This window comes from Kribbella amoyensis (assembly GCF_007828865.1).
GTDB classification, from domain to species: domain Bacteria; phylum Actinomycetota; class Actinomycetes; order Propionibacteriales; family Kribbellaceae; genus Kribbella; species Kribbella amoyensis.
In genome coordinates, this window is record NZ_VIVK01000001.1 from 2,210,890 (window position 1) to 2,236,816 (window position 25,927).

General features: G+C 70.0%; 26 protein-coding genes. 8 read left to right on the plus strand and 18 right to left on the minus strand.

Features of this window, described 5'->3' with window-relative positions; translation table 11 throughout:
- Positions 1-90: 90 nt before the first annotated feature.
- Complete coding sequence (locus FB561_RS10605; protein WP_145805547.1) at positions 91-1,284, plus strand: hypothetical protein; 1,194 nt, start codon at positions 91-93, stop codon at positions 1,282-1,284.
- 69 nt (positions 1,285-1,353) lie between these two features.
- Here the strand turns inward: FB561_RS10605 and FB561_RS10610 are convergent, their stop codons facing one another.
- Positions 1,354-1,794: a hypothetical protein gene (locus tag FB561_RS10610; protein ID WP_145805549.1), complete on the minus strand. Its 441-nt coding sequence runs from the start codon at positions 1,792-1,794 to the stop codon at positions 1,354-1,356.
- Between the two features lie 158 nt (positions 1,795-1,952).
- A complete protein-coding gene (gene acs, locus FB561_RS10615) occupies positions 1,953-3,890 on the minus strand; it encodes an acetate--CoA ligase (protein ID WP_145812935.1) in 1,938 nt (645 codons plus the stop codon).
- A gap of 285 nt (positions 3,891-4,175) precedes the next feature.
- Between acs and FB561_RS10620 the strand changes: the two genes are divergently transcribed.
- The gene (locus FB561_RS10620) at positions 4,176-4,430 is read left to right on the plus strand and encodes a hypothetical protein (protein WP_145805551.1); all 255 of its coding nucleotides are present in this window, start codon (positions 4,176-4,178) and stop codon (positions 4,428-4,430) included.
- Between the two features lie 6 nt (positions 4,431-4,436).
- Here the strand turns inward: FB561_RS10620 and FB561_RS10625 are convergent, their stop codons facing one another.
- The 3 genes from FB561_RS10625 to FB561_RS10635 all read right to left on the minus strand — a co-directional run bounded on the left by FB561_RS10625 (position 4,437) and on the right by FB561_RS10635 (position 6,505).
- Positions 4,437-4,880 carry a MarR family winged helix-turn-helix transcriptional regulator gene (locus FB561_RS10625; protein WP_202880586.1) on the minus strand — a complete coding sequence of 148 codons (444 nt, stop codon included), beginning with the start codon at positions 4,878-4,880 and terminating at the stop codon, positions 4,437-4,439.
- A gap of 31 nt (positions 4,881-4,911) precedes the next feature.
- Positions 4,912-6,066 (minus strand): MFS transporter, encoded by a 1,155-nt coding sequence (locus FB561_RS10630; RefSeq protein ID WP_170284625.1) that lies wholly within the window; start codon positions 6,064-6,066, stop codon positions 4,912-4,914.
- 85 nt (positions 6,067-6,151) lie between these two features.
- Positions 6,152-6,505, minus strand: a complete 354-nt coding sequence (locus FB561_RS10635; protein WP_145805557.1) for a winged helix-turn-helix transcriptional regulator — start codon at positions 6,503-6,505, stop codon at positions 6,152-6,154.
- A gap of 56 nt (positions 6,506-6,561) precedes the next feature.
- On the opposite strand from FB561_RS10635, the gene FB561_RS10640 reads away from it, so the two are divergent.
- Both FB561_RS10640 and FB561_RS10645 read left to right on the plus strand, forming a co-directional pair.
- Positions 6,562-7,191 (plus strand): NAD(P)-dependent oxidoreductase, encoded by a 630-nt coding sequence (locus tag FB561_RS10640; RefSeq protein ID WP_145805559.1) that lies wholly within the window; start codon positions 6,562-6,564, stop codon positions 7,189-7,191.
- Between the two features lie 109 nt (positions 7,192-7,300).
- Positions 7,301-7,717 carry a MarR family winged helix-turn-helix transcriptional regulator gene (locus FB561_RS10645; RefSeq protein WP_238334755.1) on the plus strand — a complete coding sequence of 139 codons (417 nt, stop codon included), beginning with the start codon at positions 7,301-7,303 and terminating at the stop codon, positions 7,715-7,717.
- A gap of 21 nt (positions 7,718-7,738) precedes the next feature.
- Here FB561_RS10645 and FB561_RS10650 read toward each other — a convergent pair whose 3' ends face one another.
- Positions 7,739-8,170 (minus strand): pyridoxamine 5'-phosphate oxidase, encoded by a 432-nt coding sequence (locus tag FB561_RS10650; RefSeq protein WP_145805561.1) that lies wholly within the window; start codon positions 8,168-8,170, stop codon positions 7,739-7,741.
- Positions 8,171-8,228: 58 nt separating this feature from the next.
- On the opposite strand from FB561_RS10650, the gene FB561_RS10655 reads away from it, so the two are divergent.
- On the plus strand, positions 8,229-8,882 hold the full coding sequence (locus FB561_RS10655) for a winged helix-turn-helix transcriptional regulator (RefSeq protein WP_145805564.1): 654 nt from the start codon (positions 8,229-8,231) through the stop codon (positions 8,880-8,882).
- A 17-nt stretch (positions 8,883-8,899) separates the two neighbouring features.
- On the opposite strand, the gene FB561_RS10660 is transcribed toward FB561_RS10655, so the two are convergent.
- The 10 genes from FB561_RS10660 to FB561_RS10705 all read right to left on the minus strand — a co-directional run bounded on the left by FB561_RS10660 (position 8,900) and on the right by FB561_RS10705 (position 17,945).
- Positions 8,900-10,540: a solute symporter family protein gene (locus tag FB561_RS10660; protein ID WP_145805566.1), complete on the minus strand. Its 1,641-nt coding sequence runs from the start codon at positions 10,538-10,540 to the stop codon at positions 8,900-8,902.
- Positions 10,537-10,878, minus strand: coding sequence for a DUF485 domain-containing protein (locus FB561_RS10665; RefSeq protein ID WP_145805568.1), 342 nt, complete (start codon positions 10,876-10,878; stop codon positions 10,537-10,539). The genes FB561_RS10660 and FB561_RS10665 overlap by 4 nt, the downstream gene beginning before the upstream one ends.
- A gap of 102 nt (positions 10,879-10,980) precedes the next feature.
- Complete coding sequence (locus FB561_RS10670; RefSeq protein WP_145805570.1) at positions 10,981-11,787, minus strand: class I SAM-dependent methyltransferase; 807 nt, start codon at positions 11,785-11,787, stop codon at positions 10,981-10,983.
- A gap of 38 nt (positions 11,788-11,825) precedes the next feature.
- A complete protein-coding gene (locus FB561_RS10675) occupies positions 11,826-12,557 on the minus strand; it encodes a cytidylyltransferase domain-containing protein (RefSeq protein WP_145805572.1) in 732 nt (243 codons plus the stop codon).
- Complete coding sequence (locus FB561_RS10680) at positions 12,554-13,390, minus strand: hypothetical protein (protein WP_145805574.1); 837 nt, start codon at positions 13,388-13,390, stop codon at positions 12,554-12,556. Before FB561_RS10680 ends, FB561_RS10675 begins: the two co-directional genes overlap by 4 nt.
- The gene (locus tag FB561_RS10685; RefSeq protein WP_170284626.1) at positions 13,390-14,946 is read right to left on the minus strand and encodes a class I SAM-dependent methyltransferase; all 1,557 of its coding nucleotides are present in this window, start codon (positions 14,944-14,946) and stop codon (positions 13,390-13,392) included. Before FB561_RS10685 ends, FB561_RS10680 begins: the two co-directional genes overlap by 1 nt.
- A gap of 37 nt (positions 14,947-14,983) precedes the next feature.
- The gene (pseC, locus tag FB561_RS10690) at positions 14,984-16,108 is read right to left on the minus strand and encodes a UDP-4-amino-4,6-dideoxy-N-acetyl-beta-L-altrosamine transaminase (protein WP_145805576.1); all 1,125 of its coding nucleotides are present in this window, start codon (positions 16,106-16,108) and stop codon (positions 14,984-14,986) included.
- On the minus strand, positions 16,108-17,091 hold the full coding sequence (gene pseB / locus FB561_RS10695; protein WP_145805579.1) for a UDP-N-acetylglucosamine 4,6-dehydratase (inverting): 984 nt from the start codon (positions 17,089-17,091) through the stop codon (positions 16,108-16,110). The genes pseC and pseB overlap by 1 nt, the downstream gene beginning before the upstream one ends.
- 196 nt (positions 17,092-17,287) lie before the next feature.
- Entirely contained in the window at positions 17,288-17,728 is a 441-nt protein-coding gene (locus tag FB561_RS10700) for a type II toxin-antitoxin system VapC family toxin (protein ID WP_238334756.1), read from the minus strand.
- Positions 17,718-17,945, minus strand: coding sequence for an AbrB/MazE/SpoVT family DNA-binding domain-containing protein (locus tag FB561_RS10705; RefSeq protein ID WP_145805581.1), 228 nt, complete (start codon positions 17,943-17,945; stop codon positions 17,718-17,720). Before FB561_RS10705 ends, FB561_RS10700 begins: the two co-directional genes overlap by 11 nt.
- A gap of 78 nt (positions 17,946-18,023) precedes the next feature.
- On the opposite strand from FB561_RS10705, the gene FB561_RS10710 reads away from it, so the two are divergent.
- Positions 18,024-19,052: a PseG/SpsG family protein gene (locus tag FB561_RS10710; protein ID WP_145805583.1), complete on the plus strand. Its 1,029-nt coding sequence runs from the start codon at positions 18,024-18,026 to the stop codon at positions 19,050-19,052.
- Positions 19,053-19,056: 4 nt separating this feature from the next.
- Here FB561_RS10710 and FB561_RS10715 read toward each other — a convergent pair whose 3' ends face one another.
- Positions 19,057-21,225: a hypothetical protein gene (locus FB561_RS10715; RefSeq protein WP_238334757.1), complete on the minus strand. Its 2,169-nt coding sequence runs from the start codon at positions 21,223-21,225 to the stop codon at positions 19,057-19,059.
- Between the two features lie 142 nt (positions 21,226-21,367).
- Positions 21,368-23,650 (minus strand): hypothetical protein, encoded by a 2,283-nt coding sequence (locus tag FB561_RS10720; RefSeq protein WP_238334758.1) that lies wholly within the window; start codon positions 23,648-23,650, stop codon positions 21,368-21,370.
- A gap of 130 nt (positions 23,651-23,780) precedes the next feature.
- Here FB561_RS10720 and FB561_RS10725 point away from each other — a divergent pair, with 130 nt between their 5' ends.
- Together FB561_RS10725 and rffA are read left to right on the plus strand one after the other, a co-directional pair.
- Complete coding sequence (locus FB561_RS10725; protein ID WP_145805587.1) at positions 23,781-24,776, plus strand: glycosyltransferase family 2 protein; 996 nt, start codon at positions 23,781-23,783, stop codon at positions 24,774-24,776.
- An 11-nt stretch (positions 24,777-24,787) separates the two neighbouring features.
- Positions 24,788-25,927, plus strand: a complete 1,140-nt coding sequence (rffA, locus tag FB561_RS10730) for a dTDP-4-amino-4,6-dideoxygalactose transaminase (RefSeq protein WP_145805589.1) — start codon at positions 24,788-24,790, stop codon at positions 25,925-25,927.

Consider the following 25,927-nt stretch of genomic DNA (forward strand, 5'->3'; position numbering starts at 1 on the left):
GTTCGGGGCGATGGTCGGGACGTCGGTGCTGCGGCCTACATCGGGCAGGCGTTGGCGTTGCGGCATCGGTTGCCGCGGATCTGGGCGACGGTGTTGAACGGTGAGGCGACGCCGTGGAAGGCGTGCAAGGTCGCGACCGCGTGCTTGGACCTGTCCGAGGAGGCGGCGGCGATCGTCGACGAGCAGGTCGCCGGACTCGTCGACACCGTTACCCCGGTCCGGCTGGGCAAGATTGTCACCGCTGCTCGTTATCGCGCTGATCAGGATGCTGCCCGGTCTGCTGCCGAGCGGAAGGCGCGTGAGCGTGGTGTGTATGTGGGGCGGGCCGATGATCACGGCACCAAGTCGGTGTGGATCCTGGCCGCGACCGGTGACGTGCTGCGGTTCGACGCCACGATTGATGCGTTGGCGGAGGCGTTGAAGACGCTGGGTGATCCGGATCCTGTGCGGCTGCGGCGGGCGCGGGCACTGGGCATCCTGGCCGACCCGGCCCACGCCCAAGCCATCCTCACCGCCGGCCGCACGGGCACCTTGCCCACCCCGACACCGACCGAAGCAGCCCAGCCTTCAGCGACTGCGGTGGCGCCGCCGGCCGACGCCACGACTAGTGAGGTCGCGTGCAGTCAAGGTGAGCGCGTCGAACCGTGGGACGTCACGCCCAGCACCGACGCCGACCACGCCCCCGATGCCACCTCCGGCGCCGGTCAGATAGTCACGGGTGTCGAGGCGCCGACCCGTCAGATGGTCAACGCCGACCTGGCCCAACTCGACGGCATCACCGGCTCCCGCACCAGCCGCACCACCATCTACGTCCACCTCACCGACCACACCCTCGCCACCGGCCACGGCGTCGCCCGCGTCGAAGGTGCGGGACCGCTTCTCGCCGCCCAGCTGACCGAACTGATCGGCCACCGCCCCTACTCGATCCGGCCGGTAATCGACCTCAACGACACCATCAGCGTCGACGCCTACGAAATCCCCCGCCGACTACGCGAACAACTCAAACTCATCCACCCCATCGAACAGTTCCCCTACGGCACCGCAGAGACCACACTCGCCACCGACCTCGACCACATCCAGCCCTACGACCCCCACGGACCACCCGGGCAGACCGGCACCACCAAACTCATCCCGCTACGGCGCTACAGCCACCGGGTCAAAACCCACGGCCACTGGAACGTCAACCGCACCACCGACGGCACCCTGACCTGGACCAGCCCCCACGGCTTCACCTTCCACGTCGACCACACCGGCACCCACCGCACCAAACCACAACGCGAGTGACGCGAGCGGCCGAGCGGTGGTAGATCCTTAGGCCGCCGAGGTCGCGCGACCACACAGCCAAGCGATGGCTCAGAGCTGGGCTGCCAGCACGCCGAGGGCAAAGGATGCGCTGGTCAGGACGAGCATGGTGGTGGCCAGCAGCCGCAGCTTGTTCTGCAGCGCCGGGCGCTCCTCGGGGAGGGCAAAGACCCGACGCGGCCAGTGCCGCCACGAGACGTACCAGAAGATCCCCGTGGCAGCGAGCAAAAGGACTGCCTTGACAGCGTGGATCCACCAGTCCTGAGAGTCCAACAGCAGCAGAAGTAGTCCACTGACCGCGATCACAGCGATCAGCCCGACCACCCGCCAACGGTTGCCAGAAGCAATGGTCGCGGTCAGCATCTCCCGCGAATCCTCGTCCGGCCCGAAGAACTTCTTTAACTTCGGCTGGACAACGAACAGCGAGTAGGCCATCCCACCAACCCACGCAGCAGCCAGCCCGGCATGGAGGATCGCGATGATCGGCGTCACCCGCCCAAGGCTAGAACCTCTAGGGTTCCAGGCCCCGGAGGTCGTGGGGGGCGGTTCGCCCTGGATTGCCAGCTTCCGGCGCCAGTCCATCAAAGGCCTGGCAAACGACGGGTGCCCCCGGTCCGCAGACCAGGGGCACCCGAAGGAACAGAGAGAGATCAGTCCTCGTCGTTGCCCTTGCCGGCGTCGAGGTTGGACTTGATCAGGTCCATGACGGTCGAATCGGCGAGGGTGGTGACGTCGCCGACCTCGCGGTTCTCGGCCACGTCGCGGAGGAGGCGGCGCATGATCTTGCCGGACCGGGTCTTGGGGAGTTCGGACACGACCATGATCTGCCGCGGCTTGGCGATCGGGCCGATCTCCTTGGCGACGTGGTCGCGGAGTTCCTTGACCACGTCGGGTCCGCCGTCACCGGCTTCGGAGCGGAGGATGACGAACGCGGCGATGGCCTGGCCCGTGGTCGGGTCGGAGGCGCCCACCACGGCGGCCTCGGCGACCTTCGGGTGCGAGACCAGCGCTGACTCGATCTCGGTGGTGGACAGCCGGTGGCCGGACACGTTCATCACGTCGTCCACCCGGCCGAGCAGCCACAGGTCGCCGTCCTCGTCCTTCTTGGCCCCGTCGCCCGCGAAGTACATGCCCTCGAAGCGGGACCAGTACGTGTCCACGAAGCGCTGGTCGTCGCCCCACAGGGTGCGCAGCATCGACGGCCACGGCTTGGTGAGGACCAGGTAGCCGCCGGAGCCGTTCGGGACCGACTGGCCGGCGTCGTCGACGACGTCCACGTTCACGCCCGGCAGCGCCTTCATCGCGGCACCCGGCTTGCCGGCGGTGACACCGGGCAGCGGGGAGATCATGTGCATCCCGGTCTCGGTCTGCCACCAGGTGTCGACGACCGGTGCCTTGTTGCCGCCGATGTTCTCCCGGTACCAGACGTACGCCTCCGGGTTGATCGGCTCGCCGACGGACCCGATCACCCGCAGGGTGGACAGGTCGAACTTGGCCGGGATGTCCGCGCCCCACTTCATGAAGGTACGGATCGCGGTCGGCGCGCAGTACAGGATCGACACCTTGTACTTCTGCACGATCTCCCACCAGCGGCCCTGGTGCGGCGTGTCCGGGGTGCCCTCGTAGAGCACGGACGTGGTCGCGTTCGCCAGAGCGCCGTACACGATGTAGCTGTGCCCGGTGACCCAACCGATGTCGGCGGCCGTCCAGTACACGTCGGTCTCGGCCTTGAGGTCGAACACGGCCCACTGGGTGTACGCCGTGCCCACCAGATAGCCGGCGGTGGTGTGCAGGATGCCCTTGGGCTTGCCGGTCGTCCCGGAGGTGTACATGACGTACAGCGGGTGCTCGGCGTCGAACGCCTCGGGGGTGTGCTCGGTGGACTGCTTGGCGACGAACTCGTCCCACCACAGGTCCCGGCCCTCGGTCATCGCGGTGTCCTGGCCGGTCCGGCGGACGACGAGCACGTTCCGGACGTCGGGGCAGTCCTCCAGCGCGGCGTCGACGGCCGGCTTCAGCGCGGACGGGGCGCCGCGCCGGTAGCCGCCGTCGGAGGTGATCACCACGCGCGCGTCGCAGTCCTGGATCCGGCCCTTCAGCGCGTCCGCGGAGAAGCCGCCGAACACGACCGTGTGCGGGGCGCCGACCCGGGCGCAGGCGAGCATCGCGACGACCGTCTCGGGGATCATCGGCATGTAGATCGCGACCCGGTCGCCGGCCTGGACGCCGAGCTCGAGCAGCGCGTTCGCGGCCTGGCTGACCTCGTCCTTGAGCTGGGTGTAGGTGATCTCGCGGGTGTCCCCGGGCTCACCTTCGAAGTAGTACGCGACGCGGTCGCCGAGGCCGTTCTCGACGTGCCGGTCGACACAGTTGTACGCCGCGTTGAGCTTGCCGTCGGCGTACCACTTGGCGAACGGCGGGTTGCTCCAGTCCAGGGTCTGGGTGGGCTCGACGGCCCAGCTCAGCCGCTTCGCCTGCTCGGCCCAGAACCCTTCCAGGTCCGCGTCGGCCTGGTCATAGGCGTCGGCCTTGACGTTGGCGTGCGCGGCGAGATCGGCCGGCGGCTCGAACCGGCGCTCCTCGTGCATCAGGTTCGACAGCGCTTCGGACTGGGGTGACTCGGAACTGGTCACGTCGCGGACTCCTCGTCGATAGCTGGTCGGCGCCCCTGGCCGGAACTGCGCGAAGACCGGGTGCCCGGGACCCTTTCTACCAACGCCGGACCAGCGGCGGAACTGGTGTGTCGCCGAGTCGCCCCCGATCTGCGCCGAACGGGGGCGGAAGTGAACGGCGTCACACAAGCCTCACCAAGGGAACCACGGCACGCCCCCGCCCATCACACCGGATGTCGCCTACGCCGGGAGAACCGTCCGATGCACCAGCAGTACGCCCCTCACCAGCAGTACGCCCCGCAGCAGTTCCCCCAGCAGCAGCACCCCCAGCAGCACCCCCAGTACGCCCAGCAGCAGTCGCAGCCGCAGCAGGCGCAGCAGGCGCTCCCGGCAGACCACCCGCTCGCCGGCCTCGACCGTCGCATCTCCCGTGCCGCCAAGCGCCGCGTGCACGCCCGTGAGCGCCGCGTCCGCCGGAACCGCCGCGGTACCGCCTGGGCGCCCGCCGGCTTCTGACCCCGGTCAGCCGCCGTCGTGGTGACTGAGCACCTTGCCGAGCAGCCTGCTCAGCTGGTCGCGCTCCGCAGCCGACAGCGGCGCGAACAGCTCGTCCTGCGCCTTCCGGACCAGCTCGGCGAGCCGCTTCTGCTGCCGCTTACCCGCCGTGGTCAGCGTGATGATGTTGCGTCGCCCGTCCTCCGGATCGGGTGACCGGTCCACGAACCCGGCCGCGGCGAGCTCGTTGATCGCCGCCACCACGTCGCTGCGGTCGATCCCGGTCCGCCGGCCGAGCGACGCCTGACTGGCCGGCCCGAACTCGGCCAGCGTCGCGAGCAGCCGGAAGTGGTACCCCCGGGCGCCGCCGGCCGCGAACGCCTCGCTGATGATCCGGTGCGCGTGCATCGCACTCTGCGTCAGCAGCCAGCTCGGCGTTTCCTTGAGTACGCTCGGCGCCTGTTCGTCCACGCCCGCGAGTGTAGCCATTCGTTGGCCCGCCCTACGGTTGCCGGCCGATCGCCCAGACGAGCCCGGCTCCCGCGACCAGCAATACCGCTGTCACCACACTGCCCTGCGGAATCACCGCCGTCCCCAGCGCAGCACCGAGCTGGACACTCGTCGACCCAGCAGCACCCGCGACCCCAGCAGAAGAGCCTGCACCCAGCGTCGCCGTGCTGTTGGCCACCGGGAGCACCAGCGACGTCCCCAGCCCGAGCAACAGGAACACCAGCACGACGTTCGGCAGGTACGCCGACTCCGGGGTGAGCCGGGTCAGCAGGAAATACGAAGACCCGATCAGCACCAGCCCCGGCACCAGCAACGTCCGGGCCGGCACCACCGTCATTCGCCCGCGAACCACCCGGACCCCGACCTGGATCGCCAGCGGATAGGCCAAGAACGCCAGTCCAGCCCGCGCCGCGTCGTACCCGAGGGTGTCCTGCAGGAAGAAGCTGAGCTGCAGGAAGGCACTGATCACCGCGATCCCCCACGCGAACATCGCCACGTACGCCGCGGTGCGCGGGCGGTGCCGTAGGAGCGCGAGTGGGAAGAGCGGCCCGGATCGCTGATCGACGGACCCAGGCCGGACCGCGTACAAGGCGAGCACGATCGCGATCGCGGTGATCGGGACGTTGACCAGCAACGCCCAGCGCCAGTTCAGGTACTGCGTGAGTAGCCCGCCGGCGAGCATCCCGATCGCCGACCCGCTGCCCATGATCGTGGCGAAGATCCCGAAGGCCCGGCCGCGTTCGGCGGTCGAGAACGTGGTCGAGAGCAACGCGAGCGCGGCCGGGGTGAGCAGCGAGCCGAACACGCCCTGCGCCGAGCGCGCGGTGATCAGCATCCACCCGGCGGTCGCCAGTCCGCCGAGCAGCGAGGCGAGCGCGAAGCCGACGAGGCCGACCAGCAGCGCGCGACGGTACCCGATCCACTGACCGACCCGGCCGCCGGGCAACAGCAGGACGCCGAAGGCCAGCGCGTACGACGTCACCACCCACCAGCTCGCCGTCTCGGACATCCGCAACGTTGCGCCGACGGACGGCAGTGCGATGTTCATGATGGTGCCGTCGACCGCGAACATCAGCTGCGCGATCGACACGGCCGCGAGCGCCCACCAGCGCCGCGGATCCGCCCGTTGCTCGATTCCAGTCGTCATCCCCACTCCAATGTTGGCCCTACCAATGTTGGCGTGACCAACAATAAGCTGATGGTGGGGCAGCCAACAAGTGCAGGCAAGAGACTCAGGCCTCGCGAGCGTCCAGCAGGGCATCCCAATGAGCCGCGGTCCACTCACAGGCGACGCGCATCGGCTCCAGCAGGCTGCGGCCGAGCGGGGTGAGCTCGTAGACCACCCGGCGCACCGGCTCGGCGTACTCGGTGCGCGTGATCAGGCCGTCCTGCTCCAGCAGCCGCAGCGAACGCGTCAGTGCCTTCGGGGTGAGCCGGTGCAGGGGGACCCGGAGCTCGGAGAATCGCCGCGGACCGTCCTCGAGGCAACGGATCACCAGACCGGCCCACTTGTCGCGGCCGAACCGGACCGGATTCAGCGAGGACGGGCAGATCTCCTCGAACATGTCCGCGCGCAACGGCTCCATCGCGCCAGCGTAGTTGGTATCCGAACGGATACCGCCCGCCCTCTTACCGTCGCCGCATGAGCACAGCAGAGAACGCCAAGAGGATCGTGGTCTTCGGCGCCGGTGGTCGAGCCGGCCGCGCGGTGGTCGAGGAAGCACGCCGCAGAGGACACGACGTGGTCCCGGTCGTGAGGGACCCCAGCAAGTACGCCGACCTGCCGGGTGCCGTGTCGGGAGACGTGACCGACGTCGCCGACGTGGAGCGGCTGAGCCAGGGGAGCGATGCCGTGGTCGCCGCGGTGTACGACCACGGGACGGACTCCGCGGACCTGTTCCGCAAGAGCGCGCAGGCCTTGGTGGACGGAGCTCGGTCTCGCCTGCTGTGGGTCGGCCTGGCGTCGATCCTGCCCGCGGCGTCGGGTGGTCGGCTGATGGACGAACCGGGGTACCCACAGGAGTACCGGTCCTTCTACCTCGCGCACGCGGGTGCCATCGAGATCTTCGAAGCGTCCGCACTCGACTGGATCTCGGTCGCACCCGCCGGCGACTTCGACCACCGGCACCCGGCCCGCACGGGCTCGTACACGCTGAGCCCGGGGAACGCGGCCGCCCGGATCTCGTACGCCGATCTCGCGGTCGCCCTCGTCGACGAGCTCGAACGTCCGCGGCATCGGCGAGCACTCCTGGGATTCGCGGCAGAAGAGTAATGCGGGTGAGTAACAAGGGGGAGTAATCGGTTGCGCTCGGTGGCAGCATGGCGGCATAGCCGTCGCACCGAGATCCGGGCGGGGGCTGAGCGGATCGGGGGTGATCGGGGTGGACGAGGAGGCGGTCCAGCTGATGGTGGCGATGCATCGGATCGTCCGCCATCTGCGCCGCAGTGCGATGAGCGAGACGCTGCATCCGACGCAGTTCATCACGTTGCTGGTGATCGCGGACGAGCAGCCGGTCCGGATCGGGACGATCGCGGCCCGCGTGCCGTGCTCACAGCCGACCGCGACCACCACGGTCGCGACGCTGGAGGCGGACGGCCTGGTCTGCCGGCAGGGCGACGACCGGGACGGCCGGGCGACCGTGGTCGTGCTGACCGATCTCGGCGCCGAGATGGTCGCCCAGATCCGCGCCGACGCGACCAAGACGCTGGAGGGCATGCTGACCGAGCTCGACGACGAGGACCGCGCGCAGGTCCTCCGCTCCGGTGGCGTCCTGTACCGGTTGTCCGCGGGCCTCTGAGGTCAATGCCTCGTGACGCGCTCAGTCGGTCGAGGTGTCCGAGGTGAGCCAGCGCGTCGGCCGGAAGGTGAGCAGCAGCACCGTGTTCTCCGGGTCGTCCAGCTCGCCGTGCACGAAGCCCTGCGCGTGCTCCTCCGGCATGTACCGCCGCACGATCGTGAGCATCTGGTCGACCGTCGGCGGCGCGACCGAGACCAGCTCGGCCTCGACGGTGACGTACGCCGGCGGCATCTCCTCGCGCTGCGCGACGAACGTGACCACCCCGGCCTTGCGGATCCGGTCGATCCGCCGTGGCGCCCGCCGCTGCGTCCCGGTGAACATCGTCAGCTCACCCCCGGGCTCGTACGCGTAGAAGGTCGGAACGCTGGTCGGCGCCTCGCCCGGGTCACCACCGACGCTCAGGACGCCCACGTGGGCGTCGGCCAGGAAGTCCTCGCGTGCCTGCTTGCTCATTCGTCCCATGGAGCAAGCTTCATAAAAACAAGTAAGCTTTGTCAAGTAGAGTGGGCCCATGACGTCGAAGACCTACGGCCAGTACTGCGGGGTCGCCCGCGCACTCGAGCTCGTCGGTGAGCGCTGGGCGATGCTGATCATCCGGGACCTGCTGGTCGGACCGAAGCGGTACACCGATCTGCGCACGGGGCTGCCGAAGATCCCGACCAACGTGCTCTCCACCCGGCTCAAGGAACTGGAGCAGTCCGGCGTGGTCGAACGCCAGGTGGAGGCGCCGCCGTCCCGCGCGATCGTCTACCGGCTGACGGAGTACGGCGCCGACCTCGACCAGGCGGTGCTCGCCCTGGGCCGCTGGGGAGCGCGGTCGCTGGGGGAGCTGCGGCCGGGCGAGATCGCGACCGCGGAGACGCTGGTGATGGCGCTGCGCTCGACGTTCCAGCCGACGCGGGGCCGGCGGACGACGTACGAGCTGCGCTTCGGTGAGGTGGTCGTCCACGCGATTGTTGCCGGCGGCAAGCTGGTGGCCGAGCCGGGTCCGCTGGACGGCGCGGACGTACGGATCGAGGCGTACGCGCCGTTGAGTCCGCTGCTGGCCGGGGAGCTCGACGGGGCGGCTGCGTTGAAGGCGGGCATGGTCGGCGACACCGCGTCGGCGGCCGAGCTCGATCGCTTCGCCGAGACCTTCCGGATCGGCCGGCGCGCCGAGGAGTGAGCGCGCCGGCCGATCCGTCAGTGCTTGGCGGGACCCTCGGCGCCGGCGCCGGTGAGGGAGCGGACGGAGAGCTCGTTGTACCGCTCCTCGCTGCTGCGGTCGCGGCCCGCGTACGTGCCGATCACGCCGAACAGGAAGCCGAGCGGGATCGAGACGATGCCCGGGTTCGACAGCGGGAACCAGGAGAAGTCCGCACCGGTGATCATCGACGTCGGGGTACCCGAGACGACCGGCGAGAAGAACACCAGCACGACGGCGGAGATCAGGCCGCCGTAGATGCTCCAGACCGCGCCCGAGGTGTTGAACCGCTTCCAGAACAGGTTGTACAGCAGGGCCGGCAGGTTCGCCGAGGCGGCGACCGCGAACGCGAGCGCGACCAGGAAGGCGATGTTCAGCTTCTGCGCCGGGATCGCCAGCGCGATCGCCACCGCGCCGATCCCGATCGCCGCGAACCGGGCCACCCGCAGCTCCTGCCGCTCGGTCACCTTGCCCTTGGCCAGCACGTTCGCGTAGAGGTCGTGCGCGAACGACGAGGCCGAGGTGAGCGTGAGTCCGGCGACCACGGCGAGAATGGTGGCGAAGGCAACGGCCGCGATCAGGGCCAGCAGGATCGAGCCACCGAGCGAGTCCGCCCCGCCACCGACCGCCTCGGCCAGCGACGGTGAGGCCACGTTGCCCTTCGAGGTCGCCACCGCGGATTCCTTGCTGGTGTCGAGCAGCGCCGCCGCGCCGAAGCCGAGCGCCAGCGTCATCAGGTAGAAGGCGCCGATCAGCCCGATCGCCCACTGCACCGAACGCCGCGCCGAGCGGGAGTCCGGCACCGTGTAGAAGCGGATCAGGATGTGCGGCAGGCCCGCCGTGCCCAGGACCAGGGCGAGGCCGAGGGAGAGGAAGTCGATCTGGCCGACCAGGTCCTTGCCGTAGAGCAGGCCCGGCTGCAGGAAGGCCTCGCCCTTGCCCGAGTTCGCCGCGGCCGCGCCGAGCAGCTGGGAGATGTTGAAGTCGAACTTCAGCAGCACCAGGAAGGTGATCAGGATCGTGCCCGCCATCAACAGCACGGCCTTGACGATCTGCACCCAGGTGGTGCCCTTCATGCCGCCGATGGTGACGTAGATGATCATCAGCGCACCGACCAGGACGATCACGCCGGCCTTCAGGGTCGCGTCGGTGACCCCGAGCAGCAGGCCGACCAGCGCGCCCGCACCGACCATCTGGGCCAGCAGGTAGAAGATCGACACCACGATCGTCGACGTCGCCGCCGCGGTCCGGACCGGCCGCTGCTTCATCCGGAACGCGAGCTGGTCGGCCATCGTGAACCGGCCCGAGTTCCGCAGCAGCTCCGCGACCAGCAGCAACGCCACCAGCCACGCGACCAGGAAGCCGATCGAGTACAGGAAGCCGTCGTACCCGTACAGCGCGATCTGGCCGGAGATGCCCAGGAAGGACGCGGCCGACATGTAGTCACCGGCAACGGCGAACCCGTTCTGCGCACCGCTGAACGAGCGGCCGCCCGCGTAGTAGTCGGCGGCGGTCCGGTTCTGCCGGGACGCCCACCAGGTGATGTACAGGGTCACCGCGACGACCGCGGTGAACAGCGAGATGGTCAGGGCCTGGTTGCCCGGCTCGGCGTCGGCCAGCGGGATCAGCAGCGCGGTCACCGGCGACGCTCCCTCTTGTACTTGGCGTTCAGGCCGCTCGCCAGCGGATCCAGCCGCCGGTTCGCGAACCGGCCGTACAGGGCGGCGATGAAGAAGGTGGACACGAACTGCAGCAGCCCGAAGACCAGCGCCACGTTGACGTGCCCGACGACCTGGGTGTTCATGAAGTCACGGGCCCAGTTGTTGCAGGCGACGTAGGCCAGGTACCAGACCATGAACGTGATCGTCCACGGCACGACGAAGTTCTTGTACCGCCGCTTCAGCTCCTGGAAGTCGGCCGAGTCGTGCACGGCCTCGTACGCCCGGGCTTCCCGCTCGGGTACCACGTCCTTGTCCATTCGCACCCCTTCACCGGCAACGCGATCAGGTGCACGTTAGCTCCATGTCGCGCGTTTGTGACCGGGCGCGACCAAAAAGTTGCCGTTCGGGGTGAAGCGCTCTCAGACCGGCGGGGCGACCGGGGCGTCGAGCGTGCGGCGGTAGTTGGCCAGGTCGCTCGGGCGGGTCCGGTAACACTCGGTGAAGTACGGCATCCGCAACGGCTCCGGCGGCCGGGCCGTGCTGTCGTAGATCGCGTCGATCTGCTCCAGGACCGCCTCGCGCCGGGTCTCGGTCAGCACGGCGACCCGCGAGTGCGACTGGGCCAGCTGCCGCAGTCCGGTGCGGTCCAGGTCGTGCCAGTGCCGGAACCGGGCGGTCTCGACGTAGGAGAACAGGTCGGACTGGAGCAGGATCGGCATCGGGTCGAACTGGTCGTTGCCGGCCAGGAAGTCCTCGCCCATCATCGCCCGGTGGATCCGCCGGACCCACGGGACCACGGTGTCGGACCGGTTCCAGAGCAGCCCGAGGACGCCGTTCGGCCGGAGGACGCGGGCGATCTCGGGCAGCGCGCGGGCATGGTCGAACCAGTGGAACGCCTGGCCGACGAGCACCGCGTCCACCGAGGCGTGCGCGAGCGGGATCGACTCGGCCGCGCCGACCATCGTGTCCACGCCCGGCAACCGGCGGCAGACGGCGAGCATCTCCTCAGAGGGATCGACCGCGACCACGTCGTGCCCGAGCGCGGCGGCGACCGCGGTGAGCTTGCCGGTGCCGGCGCCCAGATCGAGGATCTGCAGCCGCCCGGGCCCGACGAGCCAGCTCAGCGCCTCGGCCGGGAACGTCGGCCGGCCCGCGTCGTACGCGGCCGCGACGGCGCCGAACGAGCGGGCGCGCCCCGGGTCGGATCCTGGCTCATCGGTGCTCATCACCGTAGATCATGCCGCAGCCGCGGCCTCCCGCGCTGTTACTCGCCGAGCTTCTTCTGTTCGATGTGCTCGTTGAGCGCGTGCAGCTCGGGGTGTTTCTCCATGATCGCGACCAGATCGGCGCAGTTCAGCTCGGCCGCGCCGAAGTCCTCGATCAGCGCCGTGAGCAACTGGCGGTCGTCCGGGGTGTCCAGCGTGAGCCGGTACTTGGACAGGTCGCCGCGGTCCCACGGCATGTTCAGCAGCCGCATGTCGCCGGTCCGGTTCTGGTGCAGGTACGACGTCACGTGCTCGCGGTCGGCCGGCAGGGTGGCGTCCGCGTCGGCCTGCAGCAGCCGGGGCCCGGAGAAGATCTCGTAGTCCATCCCGCGCGGGTAGGTCCGCTGGATGCAGTTCGACACGTACAGGTTGTCGGCCGCCTCGGCCCGGAACGCCTCGACGCCCTCGGCAACGACCGCGGCGTCGATCAGCGGGCAGTCCGAGGTGACCCGGACGGCGCCGTCCAGCTCGTGCTCGCGGATCGCGCCGGCGAACCGGGACAGCACGTCCAGCTCGCTGCCCCGGAACACCGGGACCCCGAGCTCGCCGGCCAGCTCGACGATCGGCTCGTCGTCGGGGTTCGTGGTGGTCGCCACGATCACCGGCAGGCCGGTCTCGGCGAGCCGGTCCAGGTGGTGCTGCAGGTACGTCTTGCCACCGGCGGTCAGCAGCACCTTGGCGGGCAGCCGCGTACTGGTCGCCCGGGCCTGGGTGATGATGCCGATCTTCATGAAGCCACCTTGGTAGAAGTCCACCGGAACAGGTCCCGGATCTCGGCCGGATGGGCCAGGTGCTCGACGCCCAGCTCGGCGTCGGTGAACGCGCGGGCCTGGTCGAGCGGGACGTACGGCTGGTTCAGCTCCGGCCACAACCGCCGGATCCGGGCCTGACCGCCGAACGACGGGTGCTCGTTCTCGAGCAACATCGGATCACCGTACACACCCGGCTGCAGCCCCAGCGACGCGCCGTACAGGACGGCGGAGCTGAGCCGGTTGGAGGCGACCCGGGTGTGCTTGCGGATCTCCCGGAGCTGCTTGAGCAGGAAGTCCGCGTCGGTCTTGCGCCAGTGCAGCCCGCGGTACCCGTGCGTGATCACCCGGAACCCGGCCGCCTCGTAGACCTGCCGGATCGACTCGTTCTCGTACTCGTTCCAGTACAGGCAGACGGTCACCGGGCCGGTCTCGTGCTCGTTGATCGAGGCAACGATGCGGCCGTGGTCGCCGAGGACGTTCTGGCCTTCCCAGCCGTGGAACGGGTAGAAGATCGTGCCGGCCGCGTCCTCGGCGGGCCGGGCCAGCTCGGGGTACACCTCGAGCAGGTACAGCCAGGCGGCGCCGATCACCGAGTAGTTGCGCAGCCCCATCGACCAGCCGCGGCGGCGGACCGTGTCGGACCAGACGAACTTCGGCATCCCGTCGATGAACGCGGTGTTGTACGCGAACCCGTCCAGGATGTTCCAGCCGTGCTGCAGGTACCCCCAGATCCGCGGCGGATCGCCCTCCGGGAGCCCGGCGTACTTGGCCATGATGTGCGCGTGGCCGTAGAAGTGGTTGGCGTGATGCATCAGCGGACCACTCTGCGGACCGCGCGACGGCCGCGGTTGACCACGACCCGGGCCGGGTTCAGCACCGCCATCCCGATCCGGTACGGCCGGGACTTGCGCAGGCCGCTCGCCTGACCCTCGAACGCGGTCGCCTGGGCACTCGCCTCGGCCAGTTCCTGGGCCAGCCGGGCGATCGTCGCGAGCTGCTCGGCACTGCCCAGCGGCCGGATCATCTCCTTGCTGTCCGCCACCGAGTCCCAGAGCTCGTCGGTGACGGTGAGACCGGTCGTCGAGGCGAGCCGGGCGGTCATCGCGCGCGGATCCGCGGCCGCGGTCCACGGTTGCCGGGAGCCCATTTCCAGCGAGCGCCGGACGAACCGGGCCAGCTGACCGACGACCAGCGCATCCCCGTTGCCCTCGACAACCACGCCGGCACCGAACAGGCGGTACGCCGTCCCGTCGGCGATCACGTTGTCGGCCGAGGCGATCGCGGCCGTCTCCGGGTCGAGGGTGCGCAGCCACTCGACGTACGCGGGGATCGTCCGGCGGAGGGCGGCGTGGTCGTCGAGCCGGAGCGCGGTGAACAGCTCCTCCTCGAGCAGCGTGCCGGTCCCGTCGGGGACCAGGCCCGCCGGCAGGACCGCGGGAGTACCGGTGGTGCCGCCGAGGACGAAGTACCAGCCGGGGGCGAGCTCGGGACCGAGGCCGGACCCGAGGGCGTCCTGGGTGGTGCGGTACGGGTCGGTCAGGGTCGGGCCGCTGAGCCGGGTCGCCACCGTCCGGGCGATCGCGGCGACGGTCAGCGGGCCGGCGATCTTGGTGAGCGCGATCTCCGCGTTGTCGAGCGACGGGTACACCGCGTACGGCCGGTTCGGCTCGAGCCCGGCCTCGGCCAGGGCCGCGGTGACGGCCTTGAGACCGGTCGGCGGGGCCACATCGCCGGTGACGTCGCGCGGCCACGCCTCGTCCCGCGGCACGGTGGTGGTCGGGTCGGGCTGGATCATCCGCTCGATGGTGAAGCTGTTCTCGACCGCCAGCAGCAGCTGTCCAGCCGGAGCCAGCCGGCCCTTGATCGCGGCGAGCGCGTCCGCCCAGGTCATCACCAGGGTGTCCGGCCCGACCAGCCGCTGCAGGCCGTCCAGCGCGATCACGACGTCGTACGAGCTCTCGCCGTGCTCGGGACCGAAGTGGTCCAGCGAGCCGCAGAACACGCGGACGTCGTGGGCCGTGGCGATCTCCTCGGCGTCGGGCGCCGACCGGACCAGCACGTCGACGGACTCGGCCCGCTCGACGACCAGGTCGAGCAGCTCCAGCGAGTGCGGTCCGGCGACGAGGACGGAACCGGTCCGCTCACCGAGCGCGGCGGCCAGCAGCGCCGCCGGTGCGGCGCCGCCGATCGCGGCCCGCGCGTCCGTCGGGTGCAGGTCCGACCAGTTCAGCATCTCGCCGGCGATCATCACCGACTTCGCCGCCGCCGGGATCTCCTCGACGGTGGCTACGGGCGCGGCGTCACTGCCCTCTGGGGTGCTGCCCGCGCCTTCCGGAGCGGGGCCTGCGGAGGACTGATCAGATGTCACAGTGGTCACTTCTCTGGCTTTCCGGCGGCGGAACGGATCAGGAGACCAGCTTCGTCAAGGTCTCGATCACCCGATCGACGTCCGAGTCGGTGAGGTCCGGGAACATCGGCAGCGAGAGCTCCTCGCGGTAGTACTGCTCCGCGTTCGGGCACATCCCGCGCTGGTAGCCCGCGTTCGCGAAGACGGGGTGCCAGTAGACCGGGATGTAGTTCACCTGGACGCCGATCCCGGCGGCCCGCATGCCCTCGAAGATCTCCCGGCGGCGGTCACCCAGGACGCGCACCGGGTACAGGTGCCAGGCCGGGTCGACGTGGTCCCGCTGGGCCGGCGTCCGGAGGCCGTCGACGCCCGCGAGCGCCTCGTTGTACCGGGCGGTGATCTCGGTCCGCCGCTTCTTGAAGTCGGCCAGCCGCTTGAGCTGGGACAGGCCGAGCGCGCAGGCGACGTCGGTGAGCCGGTAGTTCAGCCCGAACTCGTGCACCTCCTGGTGCCACGGGCCCTCGTCGGTGATCTCGAACCGGTCCGGGTCGCGGACCAGCCCGATGAAGTGGAACTCGTGCACCCGCTGACCGACCGCCGGGTCCTTGGCGACGACCGCGCCGCCCTCGCCGGTGGTGAGGTTCTTGGTCGGGAAGAACGAGAGCGTGGTCACGTCGGCCAGGTCGCCGACCGGGCGGCCCTTGTACGTGCCGCCGACCGAGTGCGCGGCGTCGTCGAGCGTCTTCGCGCCGACCCGGTCCGCGATCGGCTGGAGCGCGTCGTAGTCGGCGGCGTGGCCGGCGTAGTCGACGGCGGCGATCACCTTGGTGCGGTCGGTGACGACGGCGTCCACAGCGGCCGGGTCGAGCAGCGCGGTGTCCTCCTCGACGTCGGCGAAGACGACCTTCGCGCCGAGGATCGCGGCGCAGGACGCGGTCGCGACGAACGTCATCGGCGTCGTCACCACCTCGTCGCCGGCCCCGACCCCGAGCCCGGCGTACGCCATGTGCAGGGCGGCCGTGCCCGAGGTGCAGCTGACCGCGCGGTGCCCGCCGGTCAGCTCGGAGATCGCGTTCTCGAACGCGGTCACGGTCGGGCCGGTGGTGAGCCAGTCACCGCGCAGGATCGCGCTGACCGCCTCGATGTCCTCCGCGGAGATGGACTGACGCCCGTACGGCAGCATCAGACGTCGCTCTCCAGGATCTTGGTGATCTCCTCGATCGAGTACCACTCGTCGTTGTTGTCCGAGGTGTAGTGGAAGCCCTCGGCCACCGGCGTACCGTTCGCCGGCGAGGTGTAGCCCCAGGTGGCCAGGTCCGGCTGCAGCACGTACCGGTCGCCGATCGCGAGCGCGCGGCGGCCTTCCTCCGGGCTGATCATCTCCTCGTGCAGCTTCTCGCCCGGGCGCAGGCCCATGTCGTGCATCTTGGCGCCCGGCGCGATCGCCTGGGCCAGGTCGGTGATCTTCATCGACGGGATCCGCGGCACGTACAGCTCGCCGCCCTGCATCAGCTCGAACGAGTCGACCACGAACTGGACCGCCTCGGGCAGCGTGATCAGGAACCGGGTGCAGCGCAGGTCGGTGATCGGCAGCGACTGGCCGGCCTCGTGCAGCGCGCGGAACTTCGGGATGATCGAGCCGCGCGAGCCCATCACGTTGCCGTAGCGGACCACGCAGAAGCGGGTCTCGTACGCCGCGGCGTAGTGGTTGCCGGTGATGAACAGCTTGTCGGCGGTGAGCTTGGTCGCGCCGTACAGGTTGATCGGGCTGGACGCCTTGTCCGTCGACAGCGCGACGACCTTCTTCACGCCGGCGTCGATGCTCGCCTCGATCACGTTCTGCGAGCCGATCACGTTCGTCTTCACGAACTCCCACGGGTTGTACTCCGCGGTGTCGACCTGCTTCAGCGCGGCCGCGTGCACCACGTAGTCGACCTTGTGCATGGCCCGGTCCAGCCGGTCCTTGTCACGGATGTCGCCGATGAAGAACCGCAGCCGCGGGTCGTCGCCGAACAGCTGCCGGACCTCCCACTGCTTCAGCTCGTCACGGCTGAAGACGATGATCCGGCGCGGGTCCAGGTTGTCCAACGCGTAGCGGATGAAAGCCTTGCCGAAGGAGCCAGTGCCTCCGGTGACGAGGATGTCGGAGCCGGTCAGGATGGACACGTCTTCAGGGACCCTTCTTCAGGACAAGTTCCGGTCTGGCGCACGGAGCGCAGTTCCGTACGATAGCGGGCCCGCCCACGGATGCCTCAATCACCAGTCTGCCGTGCACGGCCACGCGCAGAGGTGGACGCCCCTCCCGCCCCAGAAGTTCGCCGCCGTCACAGCCCCACCGCGGGACTGCTTCGGCCCGCCGAGGTCAGGCCGGAGCGACCACCTCGAGGGTCGGAAAGTAGGTGCGGAATCTTGCCGCGTCGCGGGTGATCACCCGGTGACCGGCGACGGCCGCGTGGGCTCCGATGTAGAAGTCGGGCAGTGGCGCGGTCCTGGTGCCACCGCGTCGTCGGTAGGCCAAGAACGCCTTCGCGGCCAGGAATCCGGCATCGTACGGCAGCGGATCGCGGCGGAAGATTCCGGCGGGCAACGCCGCGTCCACCTCTTCGATGGCCTCGTAGCCGGCCGAGACCTCGGCGTAGATCAGGGGATTGATGATCAGTGGCCCGGCTTCATCGGCAGCCGAGATCGCCTGGGTCGCCCAAGGCGCCCAGGTCGAGTCGTCGGTGAGAACGTCCAGCAGGACGCAACTGTCCACCATCGTGCTGACCGCGCCGACTGCCCGGAGCCGACGATCACTCTCCACGCAGCAACTCCATCAGTTCATCCGTGCTGAGGCCGCTGCTCGCGCTGCCACGCTTTTCCCTTGCCCAGCGCTGGGTCCGGTTCTCGTGGCGCTCGACGCGGACGATGCGCAGGGCTCCGCCTTCTTCGACGACCTCGACTTCATCGCCTTCGTGCAGGCGGTGCTTGCGGCGCAGCTCGGCCGGGATGGTGACCTGGCCCTTGCTGTTCAGGCGCATGATCCTCCTACGTATTACAAGTAGTACGTATCCTACTGCGTCGATCGTCGGCCTGCCGCCAGGAGATACGGTCGGGGCGTGACTGTGCGGATCGGCGTCAGATGTGATGTGGGCCCCCAACGGGGGATCGGGCACGTGATGCGCAGTCTGGCGCTCGCCGAGGAGCTGCGCGGCCGGGGTGCCGACCTGGTTTTCGTCTGCGACAGCCCCACGGTTCCGTGGGCCGACGAGCAGATCCGGGCCCGTGGCATCCCGGTCGAACCGGCGGTCTGGACCCCCGAGGACCACCTCGAGCTGTTCGGCCGGCTGGGCCTGGACGCTGTGGTGTTCGACTCGTACGACCTGGACGCCGAGGTGTTCACCGCGGTCCGCAAGTCGGGGCTGCCCACGCTCGCCATCGTCGACGGGGAACTGCGTGGCGCCGAGGCGGACGTGTTCGTCGACCAGAACCTCGGCTCCGAGCTCGACCGGCCCGTCCTCCCCGAGGGAGCCACTCGGCTCGCGGGTCTCGACTACGTTCTGTTGCGCGACGAGATCCTCCAGTTGCGTCCCGCGGAGCCACCGCAGCCCCGCGAGCACGCCGTTCCGAAGGTCTTCGCGTTCTTCGGCGGTACGGACGCGTTCGGCGCCGGCCCGTACGTGGTCCGCGCGCTCGCCGCGACCGGCGTACCGTTCGAGGCGCTGGTCGTCGCTCCGGGTGACGACCTGGCCGAGGCGATCGGTGCGGTCGAGCTGGGATCCGGTCAGCACGTCGAGGTGATCGGTCCCACTTCCGAGCTGGCCAAGGCCGTGATCGCGTCCGACCTGGTGCTGAGTGCTTCCGGGACCTCCACGTGGGAGCTGCTGTGCCTCGGCGCGACCGCGGGGCTCGTCTGTGTCGTGGACAACCAGGTGATGGGCTACGAGCGAGCTGTCGCGACGGGTGCCGCGGTAGGCGTCGGGGTGCTGTCGGACCTCAAGGTGGACCCGGCTCCCGCGGCGGCCGTACTGCGCCCGCTCCTGCAGGATCCGGTCGAGCGGGCCCGGGTCGCGGCCGCGGGGTGGAAGCTGGTGGACGGCCAGGGCCGGTCCCGGGTCGCGGACGCGCTGTTCCAGCTGCTGTCCTAGTGGCTCAGCGGATCTCGTAGATCGTCGCGTCCAGGGTGGCGTGCCGGAGCCGGACGTAGTCCTTCAGGGTCGGTGCTATCTCGCCGGCCCGGTGATCGGCGTACAGCCAGCGGACCCCGAGCCGGCGCAACCGCTCGATCGCGAAGTCCGACGGGGCCAGGAAGGCAGCGTCGTTCGCGGCCAGGATGTCCTCCCGCCAGTACGGCAGCAGGCTCGGGTTCTTCCCGGTGGTGACGGAGATCCGGTTCGCCCGGTTGGTGTACGCCCAGCCCTCGACCAGCAGTTGCCGCTCCGACAACGCGGCGATCCAGAAGTGCCGGCTGTCGCAGACGTCCTGCCGCTTGATGATGCAGTGCGCGTTGGTGGCGACCAGGTCGTCGGCGCCGCTGTTCTCCTTCAGCCAGCGGGCCGCGTCGGCCTCGGCCTCGGTGGGTCCGCCGAAGCCGACCTTGCCGTACATGATCTGGCTCGCCTGCTCGGAGACGAGGCCGGCCAACGGCAACGTGGTCGCGCCGATCATGCAGGCGGCGACCAGGGCAGCGAGGAACGCGGTGACCACCGTGCCGCTCCGCCGGGCGATCCGCCAGCCGGCAGCGACGACCACAGCCGCGATCGCCAGGGCCCCGAGGGTCAGGGCGAACGGTCCCTTCACATCGTCGAACCCGTCGGCCGCGGCCCGGGCCAGGACGCAGCCGAGGAACCCGAGTCCCGCGGCGACACCAACGAGGACGCCGGTCCGGCGGTCGCCGAGCTTCCCGGCCAGCTGGGCCAGGCCGATGCAGGAGAGGACGGCGAGGAAGGGGAACGCGGTGCGGTAGAAGTACACCTGGCTGATCCCTGGCTGCGAGGTGAGCACGGCCGCGACCAGCCCGCCGACCCCGGCGCCGACCAGGTACACCGTGCCCGGGTCCCGCCAGAAGCGCCGGACGAACACGACACCGACGACCGCGAGTCCCCAGGCGAGCAGGGTCGCCGCGGCACTGACGAGCTGGGCGTACCGGTCGATGCCGACGCCGTGCCGGATCGCGGCGTACGGCGGGAGCTGGACGAACAGCTCGGCCACCTTGACCTGCAGACCGGACGACTCGCCGCCGAAGATCGCGATCACGGATCCGACGAACAACAGGAACGCGATCAGCCCACCGATCACCGCGGTCCGGGTCGAACGCCGGGTGGCCAGCCGGACCAGGAAGACGAGGCCGAACCCGCAGGCCGCCAACGGCAGCACGGTCGCCTTCGAGCCGGACGCGGCCAGGCCGATCAGGATCAGCAGCACCCACCGGCTGCGCGGCCGATCGTTGCGGAGCAGGTCGATCGCCAGGACCGCGATCAGCAGCGCGTACAACATGCCGAGGCTCTGGGTCGGACTCAGGTACGCGCTGGACGCCATCGAGATCCCGCCCAGCGCCAGGTCGTGCAGCGGCTGCACCGTCCCGCCGATCCCGGCGACCACGACCGCCAGCGGACCGGCCCAGGTGGCGGCCGGATGCGGCTGGCCACCCGGCTTCACCAGGAACCGCTGGGTCAGGACGAAGACGAGAGCGAACCCGGCCAGCGCGAGCGGCAGCCAGATCAGCGAGTAGAGCAGCGTGGTCAGGTCGATCCCGGTGCCCCACGAGGTCGCGGCGGAGACCTGGTGGAAGAACGTGTGGTACTTCATCGGCTCACCGGCGACCCACAGCGGGACGATCGGCACGTCGGCCTTCGCGCTGGCCGCGAGCGCCTGGTGGAACGCCATGTCGGAGTAGCTGACGTTCGGATCCGTGTACGCCGGGAGGAATCGGTCCGGGCCCTTGCGCTGCATGACGAACAGCACCAGCCCACACGCTGCCGCCAGCAACCACGCGGTGAGCGGAGCGAGCGGTGCCTCGACCCGGCGCCAGACCCGTTCGCGGACGTCCCGGTCCGCGACTCCGATCACCAGGACGACCGGGACCCAGACCCAGGACCAACGCTGGAGCCCGACCGAGGCGCTGGCCAGGTAGACGATGAGCTGGGCCGCCGTGCCGACCGCGAAGGACGCGGCGAGGTCCTCGGGCAGGTTGCGGCGGTAGTTGCCGATCAGGCGCCACAGCACCAGACCCGGCAGGGTGACGCCGAACGCGACGAAGGCGGTGAACTTGAGGACGTCGAACACCGGTGCGTGCCGGGTCAGCAGGACCAGGCAGAACACCAGAAGGGAGAGTGCCGCAGCCGCCCCCGCGATCGAGCCGGTACCTCGTTCTCGGGGCCCCCGCCGCCTAGCCTTCACCCACATGCCGGTCACCCTAATGCGAGGAGTGTGTTCGGCTGTAAGCGGACTGTGACATTGCGGCTCACGGCAACTCGTAGATCAGCGCGTCCGGGGCCCGGAACCGCAGGGTCGCGAGGCTGTTCAGGTTCTGCGAGACGGCCGTCTGGGTCGGGTCCGCGTAGAGCCAGCGAACGCCGTACTTGGTCCGCAGCAGGCGCAGGTTGTCCCGGGTCGGCGAGGTGAAGGCGCGGTCGTTGTCCTCGAGCTTCTGCTCGTCCCAGAACGGCAGCCCGTTCGGCGACTTGCCGGTCGCGGCGACCAGGTCGTTGATGGTGTTGGTGTACCCCCAGCCCTCGACCAGGACGTGCCGCTCGGTCAGCGCCGCGATCCAGAAGTGCCGGACGTCGCAGCCCATCGCGTTCTTCATCGCGCAGTGCGCGTTGGTGGCGATCAGGTCCCCCGGCGCGCTGTGGTCGCGCAGCCAGTGCGCCGCCTCGGTCTGGCTGACCGACGGGCCGAGCGGGTACTTGTCGGACAGCGGCGGCAGGGTGACATCGCGGTAGTTCGTGATCGTCTGGATCGGCAGGAACAGCCCGGCCCCCATTCCGGCCAGGACGAACGAGGCCAGCGCGATCCGGGTCGGCCGGCCCCGGCGTCTGGCCAGCTTCCACAGCAGGGTGACCAATCCGGCGGCCACGGCGAGCAACCCGATCGTCCACAGCCACGGCGTGACCAGGCCGGTCAGCGTCCCGTCCGCCCGGCGGAACGGCGCCCCGTCCGACGGGTTCGCCCGGACGATCGCCCGGGCCGCGGCGGTCGCGCCGACCCCACCGAGGACGGCCGCGAGGACCGCGATCCCGGACCGCTTGTCGGCGAACCAGAACACCAGCATCCACGCCCCGGCCGCGGCAAGGGCGGCGATCACCGGGACCGCGGTGCGGTGGAAGTACATCTGGCTGGTCCCCGGCTGGTCGGTCAGTACCATCCCGCCGAACCCGGCGATCGCGATCCCGACCAGGAAGATCATCCCGGGATCGCGGAACCAGCGGCCCGCCGTCCCGGTCAGCACCAGCAGGCCGGCCGTCCCGAGCAGCAGCCCGAGACAGGTGGTGATCCCGCTGATCCACATCGCGCCCTGGTCGTACTCGCCCCAGCCGACCGGCCCGGCCACCAGTGGGTACAGGCCGATCTTGGCGAAGGTGATCCACGGCCGGACGGCGAGCCCGGACGAGTGGTTGCCGAAGACCACCACGATCGCGGCCAGGAAGATCGCCGCCAGCACCCCGATCAGGATCAGCGCCCCGGCCGCGAACCGGCGGTAGAACAAGCGGATGAACACGACCAGCCCGAAACCGCAGATGATCAGCGGCAGCACGGTCGCCTTCGACCCGGACGCGGCCACGCAGACCACCACGAACAGCACCCAGGTCCCGGCGGCGCTGCGGCCGCGCAACAGGTCGACGCCCATCAGCGCGAGCAGGACCAGCAGCCCGCCGCCCAGGCTCTGCGTCGGGCTGCCCCAGACGTAGCCGGTGAGGCCCTCGGCCGGCAGCGACACCCGCGGGTACGGGTTGACCGTGCCGCCGATCCCGGCGACCGCGATCGCCAGCGGACCGGCCCAGCGTGAGCCCGGCGCGATCCGGTCGGTGAGCGCGAAGATCAGCGCGACCCCGGCGAGCAGCAGCGGGACCCAGCCGATCGTGTAGACGAGATCGGTGAGGTCGACCCCGGACGCCCAGGAGACGGCGGCGGTGAACTGGTGCCAGAAGTAGTGGTAGTCCATCTTCTCGCCCTGCAGGTACGGCGCCTGCAGGGGAACGTCGTACTTCGCGCTGGCCGCCAGGGCCTGGTGGAACCACATGTCCGGGGCGTTCGACCGGGCGTCGGTGTACGGCGCGGGGACGAGGTTCCGGTAGCGGCCGATCGCGTAGATCGGCAGCGCGCAGGCGGCCGCCACCAGCCAGGCGGTGAGCGGGCTGATCGGGCGTTCGACCCGGCTCAGGCACCGGCGTCGCCAGGACGGGACGGCGACCGCGGCGATCAGCACCGGGACGACCCACAGCCAGGCCCAGCGCTGCAGGCCGAGCGGCGCGACCGCCATGTAGACGAGCAGCAGCACCGAGACGCCGACCAGCGAGCCGGCCGCGAAGTCCTCGATCAGGTTGTGCCGGAACGGGCTGGCCAGCCGCCACAGCACGATCCCGGGCAGGGTGATGCCGAAAGCCCAGAACCGCAGCAGCGCGACGATGCTGTCCGTGGACGCGTGCCCGGCCATCAGCCAGATCAGCAACCAGGCCAGCGCGACCCCGGCGGCGGCCTTCACCAGCAGCGCACCGGTGGTCCGCCAGGGCAGGCGCCGCCACAACGGCTGCTCCCTACCCGGCGGAGCGCCTAGGCTACTGGGCGCGACGCGCGTCATGGTGGGCACGAAGGAAGGTTATCCGGGGAACCAGGGCGCAGTACTCTCGCGGAAGGTGCCGTTCGGAGGTCAGTGAGTGGAAACAGCCGGACCCGTCCTCTCGGTCGTCGTACCGATGTACGACGAACAGGACGTGCTGCCGATCTTCTTCGACCGGATGCGCCCGCTGCTGGACGGTCTCGGGATCGGCTACGAACTGCTCGTCGTCGACGACGGCAGCCGGGACGAGACCGCGGACCTGGTCTCGGTCGCCGCCAAGGACTGGCCCCAGCTCCGCCTGGTCCGCCTGCTCCGGAACTCGGGCCACCAGGCCGCGTTGTCGGCCGGATTCCGCCGCGCCCGCGGGGAGTACCTGGTGACGATCGACGCCGATCTGCAGGACCCGCCGGAGACCATCGCGGAGCTGCTCGCGACGGCTCGGGACGAGGACGTCGACGTCGTGTACGGCGTCCGGTCCGACCGGTCGAGCGACAAGTGGCTGAAGCGGACGACGGCGCGGCTGTATTACCGGCTGATGTGCCGCCTGGTCGGTCGGGAGATCCCGTTCGACGCGGGGGACTTCCGGTTGGTCTCGCGGCGCGTGGTGGACGCGGTGAACGCGTTGCCCGAGGACGGTCGCGTGTTCCGGCTGGTGATTCCGTGGCTCGGGTTCCCGAGTGCCGAGGTGAAGTACGTGCGGGCCGAGCGGGCGGCGGGGTCGACGAAGTACACCGTGAGCAAGATGGTCCGGTTGGCGTTCGACAGTGTCACCGCGTTCTCGGCGGCGCCGCTGCGGCTGGCGACGTGGCTCGGCCTGCTCGGCGGACTGCTGTCGGTCGCCTTCGTGATCGGGGCCCTGGTGATCAAGGTGTCCGGGCAGAGCATCCCGGGGTGGACCTCGACGGTGCTCGCGGTCTGCGTCATCGGCGCGATCCAGCTGCTCTGCCTCGGCCTGCTGGGGGAGTACGTGGCCCGCCTGTTCCAGTCGAGTCAGCGCCGGCCGCAGTTCCTCGTCGGCTACGACAGCCTCGAGGATCACGGGCACCACAGCTACGCCGAGGCGATCGAGTCCCGGGATCCGGACCAGAGGTAGGCTCCGTCCTCATGCCGGACCCGATCCCCTTCTCCAAGGCCTACATGGTCGGCGACGAGCTCGCCTACGTGAACCAGGCCTTCTCGTCCACCGCCGTGGTGGGCGACGGCCCGTTCACCGCCCGGGCCACCGAGCTGATCACCAAGCTCACCGGCGCGGTCGGGTCGCTGCTGACCACCTCCTGCACGCACGCGCTCGAGATGACCGCGCTGCTGCTCGACCTGAAGCCGGGCGACGAGGTGATCATGCCGTCGTTCACCTTCGTCTCCACCGCCAACGCGTACGCCCTGCGCGGGGCCGTCCCGGTGTTCGTCGACGTCCGGCCGGACACCCTCAACCTGGACGAGACCCAGGTCGAGGCGGCCGTCACCGGGCGGACCAAGGCGATCGTGGTCGTGCACTACGCGGGTGTCGCGGTGGAGATGGACGAGATCCTCGCGATCGCCGACCGGCACGGGCTGGTCGTGATCGAGGACAACGCGCACGGCCTCGGCGGCTCGTACAAGGGCCGCCCGCTCGGCTCGCTCGGGCTGATGGCGACCCAGTCGTTCCACGGCACCAAGAACGTGCACTGCGGCGAGGGCGGGGCCCTGGTCGTGAACGACACCGACCTGCTGCACCGGGCCGAGATCATCCGCGAGAAGGGCACCAACCGGAGCCAGTTCTTCCGCGGTCAGGTGGACAAGTACCGCTGGGTCGACATCGGCTCCAGCTATCTGCCGGCCGACCCGCTGGCCGCCTTCCTGACCGCCCAGCTGGAGCGGTTCGACGACATCCAGGCGCCGCGGTACGCGATCTGGCAGCGGTACGACCAGGAGCTCGCCGACTGGGCCGGCGCGCACGGGATCGGGGTCCCGGCGATCCCGGCCGACTGCGTGCACCCGGCCCACATGTACTACCTGCTGATGCCGACCCACGAGCACCAGCTCGGCCTGATCCGGCACCTGCGCGAACGCAACATCACGGCACCGTTCCACTACGTGCCGCTGCACTCGGCGCCGGCCGGGGAGAAGTACGGCCGGGTCGGTCCGGGTGGGTGCGACGTGACCGAGCGGATCAGCGGGCAGCTCGTCCGGCTGCCGCTGTTCAGCCAGCTGACCGAGGACGAGCAGACCCGCGTCCTCGACGGCCTGCTCTCGTACCCGATCTGA

Coding starts and splice junctions, on each gene's coding strand:
- FB561_RS10665 (WP_145805568.1), bottom strand. CDS start 10,878: ATGGACAAGGACGTGGTACCCGAGCGGGAAGCCCGGGCGTACGAGGCC.
- FB561_RS10635 (WP_145805557.1), bottom strand. CDS start 6,505: ATGGAGCCGTTGCGCGCGGACATGTTCGAGGAGATCTGCCCGTCCTCG.
- FB561_RS10675 (WP_145805572.1), bottom strand. CDS start 12,557: ATGAAGATCGGCATCATCACCCAGGCCCGGGCGACCAGTACGCGGCTG.
- FB561_RS10630 (WP_170284625.1), bottom strand. CDS start 6,066: ATGACGACTGGAATCGAGCAACGGGCGGATCCGCGGCGCTGGTGGGCG.
- FB561_RS10620 (WP_145805551.1), top strand. CDS start 4,176: ATGCACCAGCAGTACGCCCCTCACCAGCAGTACGCCCCGCAGCAGTTC.
- pseC (WP_145805576.1), bottom strand. CDS start 16,108: ATGCTGCCGTACGGGCGTCAGTCCATCTCCGCGGAGGACATCGAGGCG.
- FB561_RS10680 (WP_145805574.1), bottom strand. CDS start 13,390: ATGCATCACGCCAACCACTTCTACGGCCACGCGCACATCATGGCCAAG.
- FB561_RS10705 (WP_145805581.1), bottom strand. CDS start 17,945: ATGCGCCTGAACAGCAAGGGCCAGGTCACCATCCCGGCCGAGCTGCGC.
- rffA (WP_145805589.1), top strand. CDS start 24,788: ATGCCGGACCCGATCCCCTTCTCCAAGGCCTACATGGTCGGCGACGAG.
- acs (WP_145812935.1), bottom strand. CDS start 3,890: ATGCACGAGGAGCGCCGGTTCGAGCCGCCGGCCGATCTCGCCGCGCAC.
- FB561_RS10655 (WP_145805564.1), top strand. CDS start 8,229: ATGACGTCGAAGACCTACGGCCAGTACTGCGGGGTCGCCCGCGCACTC.
- FB561_RS10670 (WP_145805570.1), bottom strand. CDS start 11,787: ATGAGCACCGATGAGCCAGGATCCGACCCGGGGCGCGCCCGCTCGTTC.
- FB561_RS10640 (WP_145805559.1), top strand. CDS start 6,562: ATGAGCACAGCAGAGAACGCCAAGAGGATCGTGGTCTTCGGCGCCGGT.
- FB561_RS10650 (WP_145805561.1), bottom strand. CDS start 8,170: ATGAGCAAGCAGGCACGCGAGGACTTCCTGGCCGACGCCCACGTGGGC.